Below are 16,900 nucleotides of genomic sequence, written 5' to 3'. Positions count from 1 at the left end.
AGCCCCCCGTCCCTCACAGGTCGCCGTCGCTCCGGCTGGGCAGCCCGCTCTGGGCGGCGATCGTGTTCCAGAGCGCGGCGGCCTGCTTCTTCGCGGTGGTCGCGGTGCCGCTGGCCTGCACGGCGTTCTTGTAGTGCTGGTTGTCCTGCTTCTTCGCGTCGCAGGAGCCCTGGGCGTCCTGCGCCCAGGCCGCGTACTCGTCGTCGGCCTGGGCCGAGGCCGTCCAGGCCGCGTTGAGCTGCTCGACCAGCTGCTGGCCGCCGGGCAGCTTGTCGGTCTTCAGCTGGCCCAGCTTGCCCTGGAGCTCGCGGCGCTTGCCGGCCGCGGCGGTCAGCGCCTGCTGGGACTCGGGCAGCTTGTCGCACTTCTGCACCGAGGCGACCGCGGAGACCACCGAGCTGCGGCTGTCGCTCGCGGTGCCCAGCAGGTCGGACAGCGGCTGCGCCTGGGCCTTGACGTCCGGGTCGACGGCCGGGCCCGAGCCGCTCGCGCTCGCCGTGCCGGAGGCGCCGGTGGGGGCGGTGCTCACGGCGGCCACCGGGGTGGTCTTCTTGCCGTCCTCGGGCTCGTCCTTACCGCTGAGCAGGACGGCGGCCACGATGCCGGCCACCGCGAAGCCCGCCACCACACCGCCGACGATCAGCTTGTTGGAGCGGCGTCCGCCCCGGCCCGCGCCGCCCGTCCGGGTCGCGTCGAAGCCCCCGCCGGTGCTCTGGCCGTAGTCCTGCCCCTGGCCGGCGCCCGGTGCGTAGCCCTGGCCGTAGTCCGGCGTCGGGTAGGCCGGCTGCGGCTGCGCGGCCGGCGGATATCCCTGGTAGCCGGGCTGGGGCTGCGGCTGGGGGTAGCCGGGCTGGGCCGGTGCGGCCGGGTAGCCCGCCGCCTGCGGATCGCCGACCGGGTACGGCGGCAGGTGCTGGGTCTCCGGGGCCGGATCGTGCTGCGGGGCGCCGTACCCGGGCTGGGGCGCGCCCCACGGGGCCGCCTGCGCGGGCATCGCCTGGGTCGGCAGCGTGTGCGCGCCCTCGCCGAGGTACTCCGGCTGCCCGGACGGCTGGCCCACCGGCGGCACGGCCGAGTGGCCCTGCGGCTGCCCGGGCTCGGGGCGGAACAGGTCGTCCAGGTTGAAGTCACCGGAGTTCGGGTACGAGCGGCGCTGACTCAACGCGATTCCTCACCTGTGCAGGACCGCGCGCTGACGGCGGACCACATCTCGTCGGTTCTTGGGAGCATCACAGTTCCTTGGACGTCGCGCCCACGCTACCGGTTCGCCTCACCGGGTGACCACGTGGGCGGGACAACCGTCACGCTCCCTGCACAGACGATCCGCGACCGCCGCCGGCCCGGACCACCAGGGCCCGGGCCGCGTCGCTCAGGCCGCCTCGGCGTCCGCCCGGGCGTGGAACTCCCGGACCACCCGCTGCTCCCGGTACGGCTCCAGCCGGCGCCGGAACTCGTCCAGGTACTCCACGCCCCGGTTGGAGCGCAGCCCGCTCAGCAGCCGGACCGCCTGGGTGCCCGTCTCGCAGGCGCGTTCCAGGTCCCGCTGCTGGAGCTGGGCGGTGGCCAGCAGGACGAGGTCCACCGCGCGGCGCCGCACCCTGGTCGGCGGGTGCAGGTCGAGCGCCCGGCGGGCGTAGTGCTCGGCCTGGCCGGCCTGCTCCAGGTCACGGTGGCAGTGGGCCAGTTCGTCCGCGAGGTAGGCGTCGTCGAAGTGGGCGATCCAGTCCGGGTCGTCCTCCGGGCGGCGCTTCTCCATCATCGCCAGCGCCTTGGCCGACACCGCCTCGCAGGAGCGGGCGTCGCCGAGCAGGGCGTGGCCGCGGGCCTCGGCGGCGTAGAACATCGCCATCGCCGTCGGAGTGGCCACCGACCGGGCCCCCTCCTGGGCGGCGCGGGCGAGTTGGGCGATCTCCCGCGGGTTGCCGAGGGTGGCCGCCAGGTGGCTCATCGAGGCGGCCAGCACGTACCCGCCGTAGCCCCGGTCGTCGGCGGCCTGGGCGAGCCGCAGCGCCTGGATGTAGTAGCGCTGGGCGAGCCCGGGCTGCCCGGTGTCCACCGCCATGTAGCCGGCCAGTTCCGTCAACCTGGCCACGGCGGCGAAGAGTTGGCGCCCGATCTCCTCCCGGTAGGCGCCGCCGAGCAGGCCGGAGACCACCGAGTTGAGGTAGTGCACCACCACCGGGCGCACATGGCCGCTGCCGAAGCGGTGGTCCAGGTCGACCAGCATCACGGTGGTCGCCTTGATCGCGGCCACGTCGGTCGGACCGACCCGGGGGCCACCGGCCCGCGCCACCACCGGGTCCGGCGGGGTGATCAGCCAGTCCCGGCTGGGCTCCACCAGCGCGGAGGCGGCGACCGTCGCCCCGGTCAGGAAGTCCCGCCGGCCGACGTCGCTGCGCCACAGCTCGCAGACCTGCTCCAGGGCGGCGCCGATGGTCGGCGCGAACTGGAGCCCGATGCCGGAGCTGAGGTTCTTGCCGTCCGCCATGCCGATCTCCTCGACCGACACGCTGCGGCCGAGCTTGCGGCCCAGGGCCTCGGCGATCACGGCCGGCGCCTGCCCGCGCGGCTGCTGCCCGCGCAGCCAGCGGGCGACGGAGGTCTTGTCGTACCGAAGGTCCAGCCCGTGTTCGGCGCCGCAGAGGTTGACCCTCCGGGCCAGACCGGCGTTGGAGCAACTGGCCTCCTGGATCAGTTGCTGCAGGCGCTCGTTGGGCTGTCGTGCGACGAGTGGTCTCGCGGCCATTGGGCTTCGCCTCCCCACACCCTCCGGTCCCGGCCGGCGGGCGACGATTCTGCTGATCTGTTGCCGACTGTCCGACCGTCCAAGGAATCTGACACAAGGTTAGCGATCAGCGACGCCAGCGGGATACCCACGGTGACGAACCGCACCCCCCTTGCGCCCTGGGAAATGCTCCCGTGCGCCCCCACTGCGCCCGCCTTCGGGCCCTTCAACTCGGTCGACTAACCGGAACGGGTGACATCGCCCGGATGCACCCAACCGGGCGCCCCCGGGCCGTAACCAGCCTCACACACGGTAGTTGAGCACCCCGTGGAAGACATCCCCGATGTTTCGGGCCAGGACCAGAAGGCCGCTCCGCCCGCACTGCTCACCGAAGCCGCCGGCTACGCCGAGACCAGGCACTGGGAGGTGGCTCCCGGCGCCTGGCTGGTCGACGACGCCGGGGCCGTCCGCTGCTCCTGCGACGACCCGCACTGCCCCCTGCCGGGAGCCCACCCGCTGGACGCGGACTGGGCGCGCAAGGCGAGCGCCGGGCCCGGGGCGGTGCGGAGCTGGTGGTCCGAGCGGCCGCAGGCGTCGATCCTGCTGCCCACCGGGCGCTCCTTCGACGTCCTGGACGTCCCGGAGACGGCCGGCTGCCTGGCGCTCGCCCGGATGGAACGGATGGACCTCCAGCTCGGCCCGGTGGCGGTCCAGCCCGCCGCCCCCGGCCGGGTCGGGCGGCGGCTGCACTTCCTGGTGCTGCCCGGCGCCGCGGCCCGGCTCCCGGACATGCTGCGCCGGCTCGGCCGCCCGCCCGGCCGGCTGGACCTGGTGGCCCGCGGCGAGGGCGACTGGACGGTCGCCCCGCCCTCCCGGATCGGCTCCCTGGGGTACGCCCAGTGGGCCCGCACCCCCACCGCGCTCAACCGCTGGCTGCCGGACGCCGCCGAGCTGATCGGCCCGCTGGTCTACGCCTGCGCCCGCGAGGCGCCCCCGCGCCGGCCGGTCCGGGCCGCCGAGGCCGCCAGCCCGGCCCCGGTGGGCTGAGCCGGGCCCGCTCCGGCGGCCCGCCGCGGCCGACCGGAGCGGGCCCCGGAACGGACGCCCTCCGCCGATCGGGTGAGGGCGTGCACCGCGCGACACACCGCGCGCGAGTGACGGGCCCCGTCTCCCACCGGAGACGGGGCCCGTCATACGCATGTCCGGATAAGGCTTCCGTGTACCCGCTGGTCAGGCGTGAAAGCCCCTCGTACGAGTGACAGCACTCAAGGATTGCCATGATCGGCCGAGGGGAGGAATTGCGATGTGTGGGGACGCCGGAAGGGGCGCTCGGACGGGGAAGCCGGGCGGCGGCGGTGGAGGGGAAGCGGGAGGGGCGGAGGGGAGCAGGAGGGGACGGGGAGGGCGAAAGGGGCCCGCTGCACGGGGAGCAGCGGGCCCCTTCGCCGTACCGGCGCGCGGCGCCGACGCGCGGTGTCGGATCCCACGGCGCCGACGCACGCGGCGCCGACGCGGCCTCAGGCCTGGGCGACGAAGACGTGCTGGGCGATGTCCTTGCCCAGCTCCGCCGCGTTGTCCCCGGTGCCGACCAGCACGCCGCCGACGCCGGCGCTCACCTTGACCGTGGACCCCGGCCGGACCCCGGCCCGGCGCAGGGTGCTCATCAGTGCGCTGTCGGTCTGGATCGGCTCGCCGATCCGGCGGACCACCACGTCGGCCCCGGCCTCGCCCGGCTTGACGGTGTCCAGCGGGACGAGCCCGGCGTCGAAGCCCTCGCCCTCGGCCTTGGTGTCGCCCAGCTCGTCCAGGCCCGGAATCGGGTTGCCGTACGGGGACTGGGTGGGGTGGCCGAGCATGGCGAGCACCTTGCGCTCGACCGTCTCGCTCATCACGTGCTCCCAGCGGCAGGCCTCCTCGTGCACCTGCTCCCACTCCAGGCCGATCACGTCGACGAGCAGGCACTCCGCGATGCGGTGCTTGCGCATCACCCGCACCGCGAGCCGGCGGCCCTCCTCGGTCAGTTCGAGGTGGCGGTCACCGGCGACCTGGAGCAGCCCGTCGCGCTCCATCCGGCCGACCGTCTGGCTGACGGTGGGGCCGCTCTGTTCCAGGCGCTCCGCGATCCGGGCGCGCATCGGGACGATGCCCTCCTCCTCCAGCTCCAGGATGGTGCGAAGGTACATCTCAGTGGTGTCGATCAGCCCAGACATCGTCGCCGGCTCCGTTCTTCGGTGTCCTCACCGCCAATTCTGACGTACCGGACCGACAACCGGGCCCGCGCCGGGGCTCCCGGGGGCCGTTTTCCCCACTGTTGACAACGGTGCCGCCGGGGCGCGACCGTGCTCGCCGAAGCTTTCTCCACCGGCGGTCTGGACCACCCGGACCACCCCACCCCGGCCGGCTCCCCCACCGGCAGAGAGCGAAGGCACCAGATGAACGACCTGGTCGGCAGGTACTTCGACGCCGCGATCGCCCACCTCCAGCGGGTCCGGGAGGAGGAGGCCGACACCATCGAGGCCGCCGCCGCGCTGCTGGCGGAGGCGATGACCGAGGGCCGCCGGGTCTTCACCTTCGGCGCCGGGCACTCGGCGCTGGCGGCCCAGGACGTGGTCTACCGGGCCGGCGGGCTCGTCCCGATCAACCTGCTGAACGTCCCCGGGATGGCCGGGGTGACGGTGATGCCCGCGCCGCTGTCCAGCGCGCTGGAGCGGGTCTCCGGGCTGGCCACCGCGACCCTGGACCTGACCCCGGCGACCACCGGGGACCTGCTGTTCCTGATCTCGCTCTCCGGCCGCCAGGTGATGCTGGTCGAGCTGGCCCGCTACGCCCGGGACCGCGGCCTCAAGGTGATCGGGGTGACCTCGCTGGCGTACCCGCCGGAGGTGCCCTCGGCGCACCCGACCGGCACCTACCTCAAGGACCACTGCGACGTGGTGCTGGACAGCAAGATCGCGGTCGGCGACGGCGAGCTGACCCACCCGGGCGCCGAGACGACCTTCGGCCCGGTCTCCACCATCGTGACCAGCGCGCTGATGCAGGCCGTGGTCGCCTCGGCGGTCGGCCGGCTGGCCGACAAGGCCGCCGCCGGGGAGTGCCCCGCGCCGCCGCTGTTCCGCTCCGGCAACGTCCCGGGCGGCACCGAGTGGAACGCCAAGCAGATGGCCGAGAACGCCGAGCGGGTCTTCTACACCTACTGACCGGCCCTCCCGCGCCCCCCGCGCACACCGCCGGCCACCGCGCGCCCCCACCGGCTCCCCGTACGCTGGGTGCCGGTCCGGACACTGGGAGTACCGGACAAACCACGGGACTTCCCGGCCACATCCGGCCGCCCCGGCCGTCACCAGGCGTACCGGAGAGCCGCCCGGGGCAGGAGGGCGGTGCGACCGGAGCGACTGGTGGGGGCCGAACATGGCGTCTGTTGCGGGACGGACCGGGTGGGTGCGGGAGCGGGAGCTGCTCCCCGAGTTCTTCTGGGCCGCCGACGCGGCCTCGCTGCGCGGGCAGCGCCGCTCGGTGCTGCTCTCCGCCTGGGAGCTGGTCCTGCTGGTGGCCGCCGCGGCGAGCGGCTCGGCCGACGGCGAGCCCTGGGCCTGGTCGGCGGCCGTGGCCTACCTCGGCGCGATCGCGCTGGCGGTGGTGATCAGCCGGCAGAACCCGCAGGGCCTCTGGTACGAGGGCCGGGCCGCCGCCGAGTCGGTGAAGACGCTGGCCTGGAAGTACGCCGTGCGGGCCGACGCCTACCAGCCGCCGCCGCGCGCCCTGCCGGACGCCGAGGGCCTGTACGGCTTCCAACTCGCCCGGGTGCTCGGCGCGTTCCGGGGCGGCCCGGTGTCCGTCCCGGAGAACGGGGCGGGGATCACCCCGGCGATGCGCGACCTGCGCGGGCAGCCGCTCGCGGTGCGCCGCGAGGTGTACCTGGCCGAGCGGATCCAGGTGCAGCACGACTGGTACCGCGCCAAGGCCCGCCACTGCGCCCGCGCCGGGCACTGGGCCGGGCTGCTGGGCGTGCTGCTGCCCGCGCTCGGCCTGGTGCTGGCCCTGCTGCGGGCGCTCGGCGCGTTCACCTACGACGCGCTGGGCACCGTCTCGGCGGTGGCCGCCTCGGTCACCGCCTGGGCGCAGCTGCGCCAGTACCGGCCGCTGGCCGCCGCGTACGCCCTGGCCGCCGAGGAACTGGCGCAGATCCGGCGCCAGCTCGCCCGGCTGGACCTGGAGTCGCTGGAGGCCGAGGAGATCTGGGCCCGCCTGGCCCGGGACGCCGAGGACGCGATCTCCCGCGAGCACACCACCTGGCAGGCCCGCCGAGAGGTGCGCACCACCACCGACCGGGAGCACGCCACCGATCCGGAGCCCTGAGGAGGCCGCAGGTGTCGTTACGGATGGTCAGAACGGCGGACGACCGCCTCCTCGCCGTCGAGTCCCTCGGCGACCCGCGCGGCCGTCCGGTGTTCCTGCTGCACGGCATGCCGGGCAGCCGGGTCGGCCCGCATCCGCGCAGCACCGTGCTGTACCGGCTGGGCGTCCGGCTGATCTCGTACGACCGGCCCGGCTACGGCGACTCGACCCGCCTGTTCGGCCGCCGGGTGAGCGCGGCGGCCGCGGACGTGCGGACCATCGCGGACGAGTTCGGGCTGGAGGGCTTCGCGGTGCTCGGCCGCTCCGGCGGCGGCCCGCACGCGCTGGCCTGCGCGGCGCTGCTGCCGGAGCGGGTCAGCCGGGTGGCGGTGCTGGTCGGCCTCGCGCCGCGCGACGCGGCCGGGCTGGACTGGTACGCGGGGATGACCCCGTCCAACGTCCGGGCGTACCAGGAGGCGGAGCGCGGGCACGGCCGGATGGCCGACGCGATGGAGTTCCGCTCCCGGCAGATCAAGGACGACCCGGTCCGGCTGCTGAACGGGCTGCGCACCGAACTCTCGCCCGCCGACCGGGAGGTGGTGGCGGACAGCGGGCTGCGGCGGATGCTCCAGAGCAACTACCGGGAGGCGTTCCGGCACGGCGCGGACGGCTGGATCGACGACGTGCTGGCCTTCACCGCCGACTGGGGGTTCGACGTCGGGTCGATCCGGGTGCCGACCTGGCTCTGGCACGGCGCGGACGACCAGTTCTCCCCGGTCGACCACTCCCGCTGGCTGGCCGACCACATCCCGGGCGCCGAACTGTTCCTCGAACCGGGGGCCGCGCACTTCGGGGCGTTCCGGGTGATGACCACCGCCCTGGCATGGGCTGCCGGGTAGGCCACTCCCCCGGCTCAGCCCCGCACCGGCGTCAGGGGCGCCGAACCACCCAGCACCGCCAGCACGTTGTCCACCGCCAGGCCACCCATCGCCTGCTCGGGACGTTCCGGGAGACCACCACCGCACCGGCGTCAAGGGCGCCGAACCACCCAGCACCGCAGGCACGTTGTCCACCGCCAGACCACCCATCGCCTGCCGGGGACGTTCCGGGAGACCACCACCGCACCGGCCCGCGCGGCGGGGCAGGCCACCCCCCGGCTCAGCCCCGCACCGGCGTCAGGGGCGCCGAACCACCCAGCACCGCAAGCACGTTGTCCACCGCCAGACCACCCATCGCCTGCCGGGTGCGGACGGTGGCGCTGCCCAGGTGCGGGGCGAGCACGGCGCGTTCCTGGGCGAGCAGCGCGGACGGGACGGCCGGCTCGTGCTCGAAGTTGTCCACGGCCGCGGCGAACAGGGCGCCGGACTCCAGCGCCGCGGCCAGCGCCTGCTCGTCCACCACTCCGGCGGTCATGCTGACCACCACCGCGCCGGGCGGCAGCAGGGCGAGCCGGCGGGCGTCCAGCAGGTGCCGGGTCTCGGCGGTGAACGGGCAGGTGACGACCAGCACGGTGGAGGTGGCGAGCAGTTCCTCCAGCGGCTTCCAGTCGGCGCCCTCGGCCTGCTCGGGCGGCAGGGCCCGGCGGTTGTGGTAGCTGACCGGCATGTCGAAGGCGCGGGCCCGGCGGGCCACCGCCTGCCCGATCCGGCCCATTCCGAGCACGCCCAGCGGGGTGCCGGCCAGCTCCAGGCCGAGCAGGAAGTTCGGTGCCCAGGTCCAGGGCGCGCCGGAGCGCAGCAGCCGTTCGCCCTCGCCGAGCCGGCGGGTGGCGGACAGCAGCAGGGCCCAGGCCATGTCGGCGGTGGCGGTGGTGAGCACGCCGGGGGTGTTGGTGACCAGCACGCCGCGCTCGGCGCAGGCGGCCACGTCCACGTTGTGGTAGCCGACGGCGTGGTTGGCGACCACGGCCAGCTCCGGCCCGGCGGCGTCGAGGAACTCGGCGTCCACCCGGTCGTCCAGGGTGGTGATCACGGCCCGCCGGCCGCGGACGGCGGCCAGCAGCTCGGCCCGGTCCATCGCCAGGTCGGAGTCGTGGCAGGTGGCGGCGTGGTGCGCGGTGAGGCGCTCGATGACGCCGGGGGCGAGGCGCCGGGTGACCAGGACCGGGGGCGGGGTGCTCATGGTTCCGCAGCGTACCCCCGGTCCGGGAGCACCCCCGAGGCCCCGGCCCGCGAGCGCGCGCCGGCCCGGAAGCTGGCGCCGACCCAACAGCGCGCCCCGGCCTGCGAGCGCGCCTCGCCCCGGAAGCGCCCCCGCCCCTCCCGTCACACCGGCTGCGGCTCCAGGTCCCGGTTGATCCGCTTCCAGCCGCGCGCCGAGACCGTGTTGGGGTGCTCCTCGCCGAACTGCCGGATCAGCTCGGCGATCGACCGCGCCCGCAGCTCCGCCGCCTGGGTGTGCTTCCCGGCCGCCCGCAGGGTGATCGCCAGGTTGGCCTCGCAGGCCACCGCGTCCGGGTGCTGCGGGCTGTAGCGCTCGCACAGCCCCCGGTAGGCGGCCCGGCCGAGCCGTTCGGCGCGCTCTATCTGCCCGTCGTCGCCGTAGGCGTTGGCCAGGTTGATCATCGCGTTGAGGGTGTACGGGTGCTCCGCCCCGACCGAGCGGGTCAGCCCCTCGACGGTGAGCCGCCCGCGCTCGATGGCGCCCTGGACGTCGCCGCTGCCCCGCAGGTAGATGCCGAGGTTGTTGGCGCAGGCCAGGGTGAACGGGTGCTCGTCACCGAACAGCCGCCGGTGGCCCTCGAAGACGGTGGAGCAGAGGTCGCGGGCGGCCTCCTTGTCTCCGGAGGCGCTGTGGTCGGCGGCCAGGTTGAGCGCGCAGGCGAGCGCGTCGGGGGCGTCCGCGCCGTAGCGCTCCAGGTACCGCTCGTAGGTCTCCCTGGTGATCCGGCGGGCCTCGGCGAGCTGGCCGATCCGGCGCAGCGAGACGGCCAGCGACTTGGCGTTGCGCAGGTTCTCCGGCAGGTCCGGGTCCAGCACGTCGCCGAGGTCGGAGGTGACCTCCTGGAGGAGGTCCACCGAGCCGCGGTAGTCGCCGAGTTCGCGCAGGTCGCGGGCCAGGTTGGACTTGGTGGACAGGGTGTAGGGGTGCTTGGGGCCGAGCACCGCGGTGCGCCGGTCGAGGGTCTCCTGGTCGAGTTCCCGGGCCGCCTCGCTGTCGCCGACCAGCCGGTAGTCGATCGCCAGGTTGTTCGCCATGGAGAGCGTGCGCGGGTTGTCGTCGCCGAACAACTCGCGGAACTGGTCGAGGATTTCGCGGTCGAGGTCGAGCGCGGCCTGGAACCGGCCGAGGGCCCGGCGGTCGGCGCCGAGCGAGCCGGCCGTCATCAGGGTGTACGGGTGGTGCTCGCCGAGCAGGGCCCGCTGGCGCTCCACGGTGTCCTCGTCCAGGGCCAGCGCCTCGGCGTAATTGCCTTGGGAGCGGAGGACGTTGGCGAGCTGGAAGCGCAGCAGCAGGGTCTGCCGGTCGTTCTCGCCGAGCTTGCCGGTCCACTCCGCGTCCAGGGCGTGGCCGAGGTCGCGGGCGCGGTCGAGTTCGCCGCGCTTCCACAGGTAGCGGACCCGGTCGATGAGCAGCTGGCGGGTGTCCGCCTCGTCGCAGTTGTGCGCCTTGGAGGGCGACAGGTGCGGCCAGATCTCGTCGAAGGCGGGCCAGTTGGCCGGGTCGTCGGTGTCGCCGAGGACGGGCCGGGCGCCGGTGAGGATGCGGTGCACCTCGTGGACGGCGATCTCCTGTTCTTCGGCGGTCATCCCGGCCCGGATCACCGCCTGGACGAGCCGGTGCACCTGGAAGCTGTTGCTGCCCGCGTCGACCTTGGCCAGCGCGTACCGGCCGATCGCCTGGATCACCTTGCCCAGCATGAACTTGTCGCTGAGGTCGGCGTCGAACTTCACCAGTGCCCGGATCATCTGGTCGCTGTAGAAGAGGTTCATCGAGATCGGCTCGGGCGCGAAGAACGCGCACAGCTGGAGCAGCCGGACGGCCGCCGGGGACTGCTCGCGCAGCCGTCCGATCGACACGTTCCAGGTCGCGGCGACCGGGGTCGGGTAGTCGGCCGGGCGGCCGACGGCCAGCGCGCGGGCGGCCTCGGCGTGCAGCTGGGCGACGTAGGTCTCCACCGGGGTGCCGGTGGTGTCCAGCCAGGCGGCGGCCACCTCGACGGCGAGCGGCAGGTCGCCGACCGCCTCGGCGACCCGGTCAGCGTCCGGGCGGGAGAGGCTGCGGGCGCGCCGGCACAGGTGCTCGACGCTCTCGCCGCGGGTGAAGACGTCGACTTCGAGCGCCTCGGCGTGCCCGGTCCAGGCCTGGTTGCGGGAGGTGACCAGGATGTGGCCGGAGCCGCCGGGGAAGAACCGGCGGATCTCCGAGGGCTCGTCGGCGTTGTCGAAGATCAGCAGCCAGCGCGAGGTGGGCACGCCTCGGCGCAGCGCCTCCCGGGCGGCCTCGGCGGCCTCGGAGACCGAGTCGCCGACCCGCAGTCCCAGCCGGCGGGCGAGTTCGGCGAGCGCCGGGGCGACCAGCTCGGTCTGCTCGGCGTCGATCCACCAGACCAGGTCGTAGTCGGACATGAAGCGGTGGGCGTACTCCAGCGCCACCTGGGTCTTGCCGACGCCGCCGAGCCCGTACAGGGTCTGCGGGGTGGGCAGCACGGCCGCCATGCCGCCGCGCAGCTGGTTGCGCAGTTGCTCCAGGACGGCGGCGCGGCCGGTGAAGGAGGGGTTGCGCGGCGGGACGTCCCACACCGAGGGCTTGCTGCCGGGGAAGCGCGGCCCGCCGCTGGGCGCGTCGTCGAGCGGGGCGTCGCCGCGGCCGAGGGCGCGCAGCAGGCTCTGGATCGACTGCGCCTCGTCGCGGCCGACCAGGTCGACCGGGTTGCGGTTGCTGAACGGCGCGGTGAGCCGCACGTCGCCGACCCGGACGGGCAGCAGCTGGCGCCGGGTGCCGGAGGGGTCGGAGCTGACCACCGACTCCCACAGCGCCCGGGCCTGCGGGGAGCGCTGGTAGGCGGGCGAGAGCACGGCGACCGTGCGGTACGCGGAGTCGATGCCGCGCTCGGTCTCCTCGCGCGGGTCGGTGCCGGCGCTGAGGTCGCGCGGGAGCACCCGGAAACCGGCCCGGGTCAGGACGGACTCGATCCAGTCCGCCCACATCCGGTCCTCGGGGACGTAGGAGAGGTAGAGGTCCGCGGGGACGGACGGGCGGCGGCGGGTGAACGCGTCCACGTAGCGCAGCCGCACCTCCTCGTCCATCGGTGGCAGGCCGGGCGCCCGTCCGTCAGTGAGCATGGAGGTGAGCCGCTCGCAGGCGGCCAGCATCGAGGTGGGGGTGCCGGTCTGGTCGCCGAAGGTGGCGAGGATCTCCTCGTAGGCGTAGAACGGCCGGTACGGGATCTCCACCGAGCCCCAGTACTGGGCGAGTTCGTCGCCGCTCAGGCCGGCCGGCAGCCCGTCGAAGCGGACCCGGGCGAGGGCCCGGCCGGCGTCGGCCTTCTCCTTCTCGCCCTCGTCGATGCGCATCGGGACGGGCAGGATGCGGATGCCGCGCTCGCGGTAGCGGTCGTGGATGTGCTGGGCGATCCGGGAGGCGCCGTCGATGGACTGGTCGCTCAGGGTGAAGCAGACCACCAGGTCGTCGGGCATCTGGACGGTGCAGATCTCGGCGATGTCGGACAGGCCGGTGCGGGAGTCGATCAGCACGTAGTCGTAGCGCTTGGCCATGTCGGCCTTGAGGGCGTCGAAGAACTGCCCGCCGTCGAACCGGTCGTAGAAGATGTCCCAGTCCAGGTGGGTGACGGCCTCGGAGTAGTCGCGGTTGAACTGGCCGGCGGAGAGGAAGTCGAGGCTGCCGGTGGCCGGGAAGTACGGCCAGCTGAGCGAGAGCGCGTGCGGGTGCACCCGGGCGAAGTCGAGGTGCCAGCCCTCGGCGTGCTCGACGGGCCGCAGCGCCTCCTCGCGGTACTCGGCGATCAGGTCCATCATGCCGGTGGTGCCGGCGAGCGAGGCCGGGTCGAGGAACGGGTGGAAGAACTTGGCCAGGCCCGGCGCCTCCAGGTCCCAGTCGACGGTGAGCACCCGGAAGCCGTTGGCGGCCAGGATCCAGGCGGTGTTGGCCAGTGCCATGGTCCGGCCGGTGCCGCCCTTGTACGAGTAGAAGGTGATGATCCGGCCGTTGCGGTCCTGCTCCGCCGCCGCCCGCCGCTCGGCCTCCCGCTGGGCGACCACGTCGGCGGGGGTGATGCCGCCGAGGCGGAGGTTCCTGGTGCGGTTCTCACTCATCGCGGTCCTCGTCCCCCCATCGGGTGGTGCGGCCGTTGCGGTCGCTGCCGCCCGGTCCTCGGTCGTTTCCTCGGTCGTACCCCTGCTCGTTTCCTCTGCCGCGCCCTTGCCCGCGCCCTTGGCCGTGCCTTTGGTCGTCCCTCTGGTCGCGCCTCTGGTCGTGTCCCTGGTGGTGCTCGCGGTCGTGCCCCTGGAGGTCGTCGAAGGAGTCCGCCGGGGACCCGTCCGGTCCGTACCCGCCTCCGCCGCGCCGGAACGCGTCCCGCAGGCTCGGCCGGGGCACCGGGGGCTCCTCCGGCTCCGCCCGAGTGCGCCCCTCGAAGGCGTACTTGGCCTTCATCGCCGCCCGGGGCAGCGCGTCGTCGAAGTCCTCCAGCGTCCTCAGCCCGGTCGGGCCGGTCGCGCCGAGGAAGCTCGGGCGGCTGGCCCGCCGGGTGATGCGCAGCGCCTCGTCACTCAACTCCACCAGCTCGTCCGCGCGTTCGACGCACTCCGGGTCGTCGCCGTTGAACGGCTCCAGGATGCTCACCCAGGCGGCGTCCGAGCGGTCGAAGCGCCGGACCAGCTCACGCCGGCGCGGGTCGCGCAGCGCCCACCGGTCGAGCAGCAGCAGTCCGGGGGCCTCGGCATGGCCGTCGATGATCGACTCGACCTCGTCGTCGAACTCGTGCACGGTCGGCTGGAACCCCAACTGCCGCGCCAGGCGCACCGCGTGCTGGGCGATGGGAGAGCCCGTCGGCCGGTACGGGTGCCAGTCGATCCGCCGCTCGCCGTAGTAGTCGGGGCTGCGGTCGTCGGGCAACTCGCCCTGGTGGTAGGCGAGGACGGAGATCCGCAACTGTCTGGTCGGGGCGGTGACGTTGAACGCGCTGGGCAGGGAGTTGAACTCCAGCCGCCGCCCGACCGGGATCACCGTCTCCTCGGCGACCTGCACGATCCGGGCGGCCAGCCGGTGCACGGCCAGTTCGTAGGCGGCGCGGAAGTAACTGAGCTTCATCAGCGCGTAGAGGCCCTCGGTGGCGTACTCGGGGCCGAAACTCGCGTGGTTGAACTGGAGCTCGCTCGCCACGGTCGGCAATCGGTAGCGGCTCATCGGGGCCCACAGCACCGGGACGATGCCGCTGGTGCGCTCGTAGTCGAGGTTCGCCGGGTAGACCGGCCGGCGGGTGAAGGCGTGCCATTCCTGGCCGCACGGAACGCTGTTGAAGTACCTCGGGGAGTACAGGGGTACGAACACCCGGCAGGTCGCCAACTCGTCGGACAGTCGTTCGGCCCACAACTCGCCCTGGTGCATCGACTCGTCCATGAAGCCGACGGCGACCCCGTCCGGGACGGTGGTGATCTGGAGCACCGCCTCGCAGAGGTCCCGGTACAGCTGCCTGACCCAGTGGTTCGGATCGCTCGCGCCCCGCGCACCGGCCTTCGGGGTGTGCGCGTAGGAGAGGAAGAAGTACGGCCGGGCTTCGTCCTCGTCCCAGCCCCGGTCAGTCACACGCGCCTCCCCCGGGCCCGTCGGCAAACCTGCCTCCCGCAGCCCCCGTGCGGCGGGGCTTCAGTGTAGGAACGACTGAGACCCCAATGGAATAGCACAACGTCTCGCACGAATTGACATGACCGAATCGATGACGCCAGCCGCGCAAGGGAGCAGTACCCTCGTTCCGGCCGCCGCGCACCACCGGGAGGACATCCGTGGATCACCTCGACTGGCAGAGGTCCAGCACCAGCATGGGCAAGGACGAGTGGATCGAGATCGCCTCCGAGGGCGACTTCGTCTACATCCGGCAGTCGAACGACCCGGCGCTCGTCGTGACCACCACCCGCGTCAAGTTCAACGCCTGGGTCCTCGGGGCCAAGGCGGGCGAGTTCGACCACTTCGTCGGGCTCTGAGCCCGACGGCCCGAGCCGTGGGGGCTGCGCGGGAAGTCGGCCCGCCCGACTTCCCGCGCAGCGTCGGTTCACGTGCCGGTCTCGGCTACGCGCCCGGCTCGGCTCACGCGCCTGCCTCGGCTCACCTGCCCGGCTCGGCTCACCTGCCCGTCTCGGCTACGCGCCCGCCTCGGTCAGCCAGCCGTCGAGGGGTGTCCGGCAGGAGTTGGCGATGCCGGCGACCATCCCGTACGTCCCCACCAGCGCCAGGAGTTCCAGCAGCTCGGGCACCGAGTAGCGGCCGGACAGCGCCTGCCAGGTGTCCGGGGCGAGCGCGTGCCCGTTGTGCAGCTCGTCCACGGCCCGCAGCACCGTGCGGTCGGCCGCCGACCACTCGGGGTGCTCCGACCCCTCCCGGACGCGGTCGATCTCGGCCCCGGTCAGCCCGGCCATCGCGGCGAGCCGGACGTGGTGCTCCCACTCGTACGACGAGCCGGTGCGGTGCGCGGTGCGCAGGATGGCCAGTTCGCGGTCGCGGAACGACAGCAGGCCCTGGTTGAGCTGGGCGAGCAGCGGCACCAGGGCGACCAGCAGGTCGGGGTGGTGGCCGATGGTGGCCAGGACGTTGAGCACCGGGCGGCCCGCCAGCGGCCCGGCGCCGTCGGCGAGCAGGTCGGCCGCGGGGCCCTCCAGCCGTCCGGCGAGGGCGGCGATCCCGGTGGCGGGCAGCGGTGCCACGCGGGGGGCCTCAGCGGTGAACTCGTCGAGTCCGGCCAGCAGGTCCTGCTCGACCGGGGTGCCGTCACCGTTCAGCTCGCGGTACACGGCACCGATGTTGAGCAGCAGCCGCTCGCGGTCGATCCAGTGCTCGAACCCGTCCAGGTCCATCTCCCGCGCGGCCCGCAGCACCGGGACGCCCGCCCGGTGGGAGCGCGTGGCATGGTCGAGGACCCGCTCCAGGTAGCCGCGGAAGGTGCGGACCTCCGGCTTGCCGACGACCGGACCGTGCCCGGGCACGATCGTCTCGACGTCCAGGCCGAGGATCAGGTCGCAGGCGGCGATCCAACGCTCCACCGGTCCGCTGTGGACCACCGGGTGGCCGCCGATGAACAGGATGTCCCCGGCGAACAGCACACCGGTGTCGGGCACGTGGACCAGGACGTCTCCCCAGGTGTGGGCGGGCCCGACCTCGATCAGCCGGACGGTGCGCCGCCCGACGGTGACGTCCAGCTCGCCGCTGAAGGTCCGGTTCGGCAGGGTGGGCGTGATGCCGGTGAAGTCGAAGACCTTCCGCATCTCCTGGACGACGCGCGGGAGCGGCAGGTCGCCAGGTGCGGCGAGGAGCCGGTGGAGGTGGTCACGGCCCATGTCGATCGCGGCGGCCTCCGAGGCGATCACCGTGGCCTCGGGCAGCAACTGGTTGCCCCACCAGTGGTCGCCGTCGCTGTGGCTGTTGACCAGGGTGTCGACGCTGACCCCGGGCAGGGCGCGTGCGACGGCGTCGAGCAGGTCCCGGGTCTGCGGGACGGTGAACAGGGTGTCGACGAGCAGCGCCTCGTCACCGGAGACGACCAGGCCGGCGTTGCTGAGCCCCCAGGAGCCGTTCGGCTGGAGGTAGGCGTAGGTGTCGGCGGCGATCTCGTGCAGGCCGAGGGTGTACGGGACGACCATCGTGGGTCTCCTCGCTAGGTGGGCTGGA

General features: G+C 73.8%; 12 protein-coding genes. 5 read left to right on the top strand and 7 right to left on the bottom strand.

Annotated features, from left to right (window positions below):
* Window positions 1-13: 13 nt before the first annotated feature.
* Both ACZ55U_RS06045 and ACZ55U_RS06040 read right to left on the bottom strand, forming a co-directional pair.
* Entirely contained in the window at window positions 14-1,162 is a 1,149-nt protein-coding gene (locus tag ACZ55U_RS06045) for a hypothetical protein (protein ID WP_465522900.1), read from the bottom strand.
* Between the two features lie 207 nt (window positions 1,163-1,369).
* The gene (locus ACZ55U_RS06040; RefSeq protein WP_465522898.1) at window positions 1,370-2,746 is read right to left on the bottom strand and encodes a transcriptional regulator; all 1,377 of its coding nucleotides are present in this window, start codon (window positions 2,744-2,746) and stop codon (window positions 1,370-1,372) included.
* Between the two features lie 306 nt (window positions 2,747-3,052).
* On the opposite strand from ACZ55U_RS06040, the gene ACZ55U_RS06035 reads away from it, so the two are divergent.
* A complete protein-coding gene (locus ACZ55U_RS06035; RefSeq protein ID WP_465522896.1) occupies window positions 3,053-3,772 on the top strand; it encodes a bifunctional DNA primase/polymerase in 720 nt (239 codons plus the stop codon).
* 470 nt (window positions 3,773-4,242) lie between these two features.
* Here the strand turns inward: ACZ55U_RS06035 and ACZ55U_RS06030 are convergent, their stop codons facing one another.
* Window positions 4,243-4,935: a metal-dependent transcriptional regulator gene (locus ACZ55U_RS06030; protein WP_049649967.1), complete on the bottom strand. Its 693-nt coding sequence runs from the start codon at window positions 4,933-4,935 to the stop codon at window positions 4,243-4,245.
* A 222-nt stretch (window positions 4,936-5,157) separates the two neighbouring features.
* Between ACZ55U_RS06030 and ACZ55U_RS06025 the strand changes: the two genes are divergently transcribed.
* The 3 genes from ACZ55U_RS06025 to ACZ55U_RS06015 all read left to right on the top strand — a co-directional run bounded on the left by ACZ55U_RS06025 (window position 5,158) and on the right by ACZ55U_RS06015 (window position 7,959).
* The gene (locus ACZ55U_RS06025; RefSeq protein ID WP_465523002.1) at window positions 5,158-5,922 is read left to right on the top strand and encodes a sugar isomerase domain-containing protein; all 765 of its coding nucleotides are present in this window, start codon (window positions 5,158-5,160) and stop codon (window positions 5,920-5,922) included.
* Window positions 5,923-6,133: 211 nt separating this feature from the next.
* A complete protein-coding gene (locus ACZ55U_RS06020; RefSeq protein ID WP_465522894.1) occupies window positions 6,134-7,081 on the top strand; it encodes a DUF4231 domain-containing protein in 948 nt (315 codons plus the stop codon).
* 23 nt (window positions 7,082-7,104) lie between these two features.
* On the top strand, window positions 7,105-7,959 hold the full coding sequence (locus ACZ55U_RS06015) for an alpha/beta fold hydrolase (RefSeq protein ID WP_465523000.1): 855 nt from the start codon (window positions 7,105-7,107) through the stop codon (window positions 7,957-7,959).
* A 259-nt stretch (window positions 7,960-8,218) separates the two neighbouring features.
* Here ACZ55U_RS06015 and ACZ55U_RS06010 read toward each other — a convergent pair whose 3' ends face one another.
* The 3 genes from ACZ55U_RS06010 to ACZ55U_RS06000 all read right to left on the bottom strand — a co-directional run bounded on the left by ACZ55U_RS06010 (window position 8,219) and on the right by ACZ55U_RS06000 (window position 14,827).
* Window positions 8,219-9,181 (bottom strand): 2-hydroxyacid dehydrogenase, encoded by a 963-nt coding sequence (locus tag ACZ55U_RS06010; protein WP_465522892.1) that lies wholly within the window; start codon window positions 9,179-9,181, stop codon window positions 8,219-8,221.
* A 143-nt stretch (window positions 9,182-9,324) separates the two neighbouring features.
* On the bottom strand, window positions 9,325-13,335 hold the full coding sequence (gene fxsT, locus ACZ55U_RS06005; protein WP_465522890.1) for an FxSxx-COOH system tetratricopeptide repeat protein: 4,011 nt from the start codon (window positions 13,333-13,335) through the stop codon (window positions 9,325-9,327).
* Window positions 13,328-14,827 carry a TIR-like protein FxsC gene (locus tag ACZ55U_RS06000; RefSeq protein ID WP_465522888.1) on the bottom strand — a complete coding sequence of 500 codons (1,500 nt, stop codon included), beginning with the start codon at window positions 14,825-14,827 and terminating at the stop codon, window positions 13,328-13,330. Before ACZ55U_RS06000 ends, fxsT begins: the two co-directional genes overlap by 8 nt.
* 197 nt (window positions 14,828-15,024) lie before the next feature.
* On the opposite strand from ACZ55U_RS06000, the gene ACZ55U_RS05995 reads away from it, so the two are divergent.
* Window positions 15,025-15,222 carry a DUF397 domain-containing protein gene (locus ACZ55U_RS05995; RefSeq protein WP_465522886.1) on the top strand — a complete coding sequence of 66 codons (198 nt, stop codon included), beginning with the start codon at window positions 15,025-15,027 and terminating at the stop codon, window positions 15,220-15,222.
* 156 nt (window positions 15,223-15,378) lie between these two features.
* Here ACZ55U_RS05995 and ACZ55U_RS05990 read toward each other — a convergent pair whose 3' ends face one another.
* Window positions 15,379-16,872 carry an MBL fold metallo-hydrolase gene (locus ACZ55U_RS05990; protein WP_465522884.1) on the bottom strand — a complete coding sequence of 498 codons (1,494 nt, stop codon included), beginning with the start codon at window positions 16,870-16,872 and terminating at the stop codon, window positions 15,379-15,381.
* Between the last annotated feature and the right edge of the window lie 28 nt (window positions 16,873-16,900).

It is taken from the genome of Kitasatospora sp. NPDC034533, from assembly GCF_055575155.1.
The sequence above is the reverse complement of the archived record's forward strand: the minus strand, read 5'-3'. Positions and strand labels throughout refer to the sequence as shown.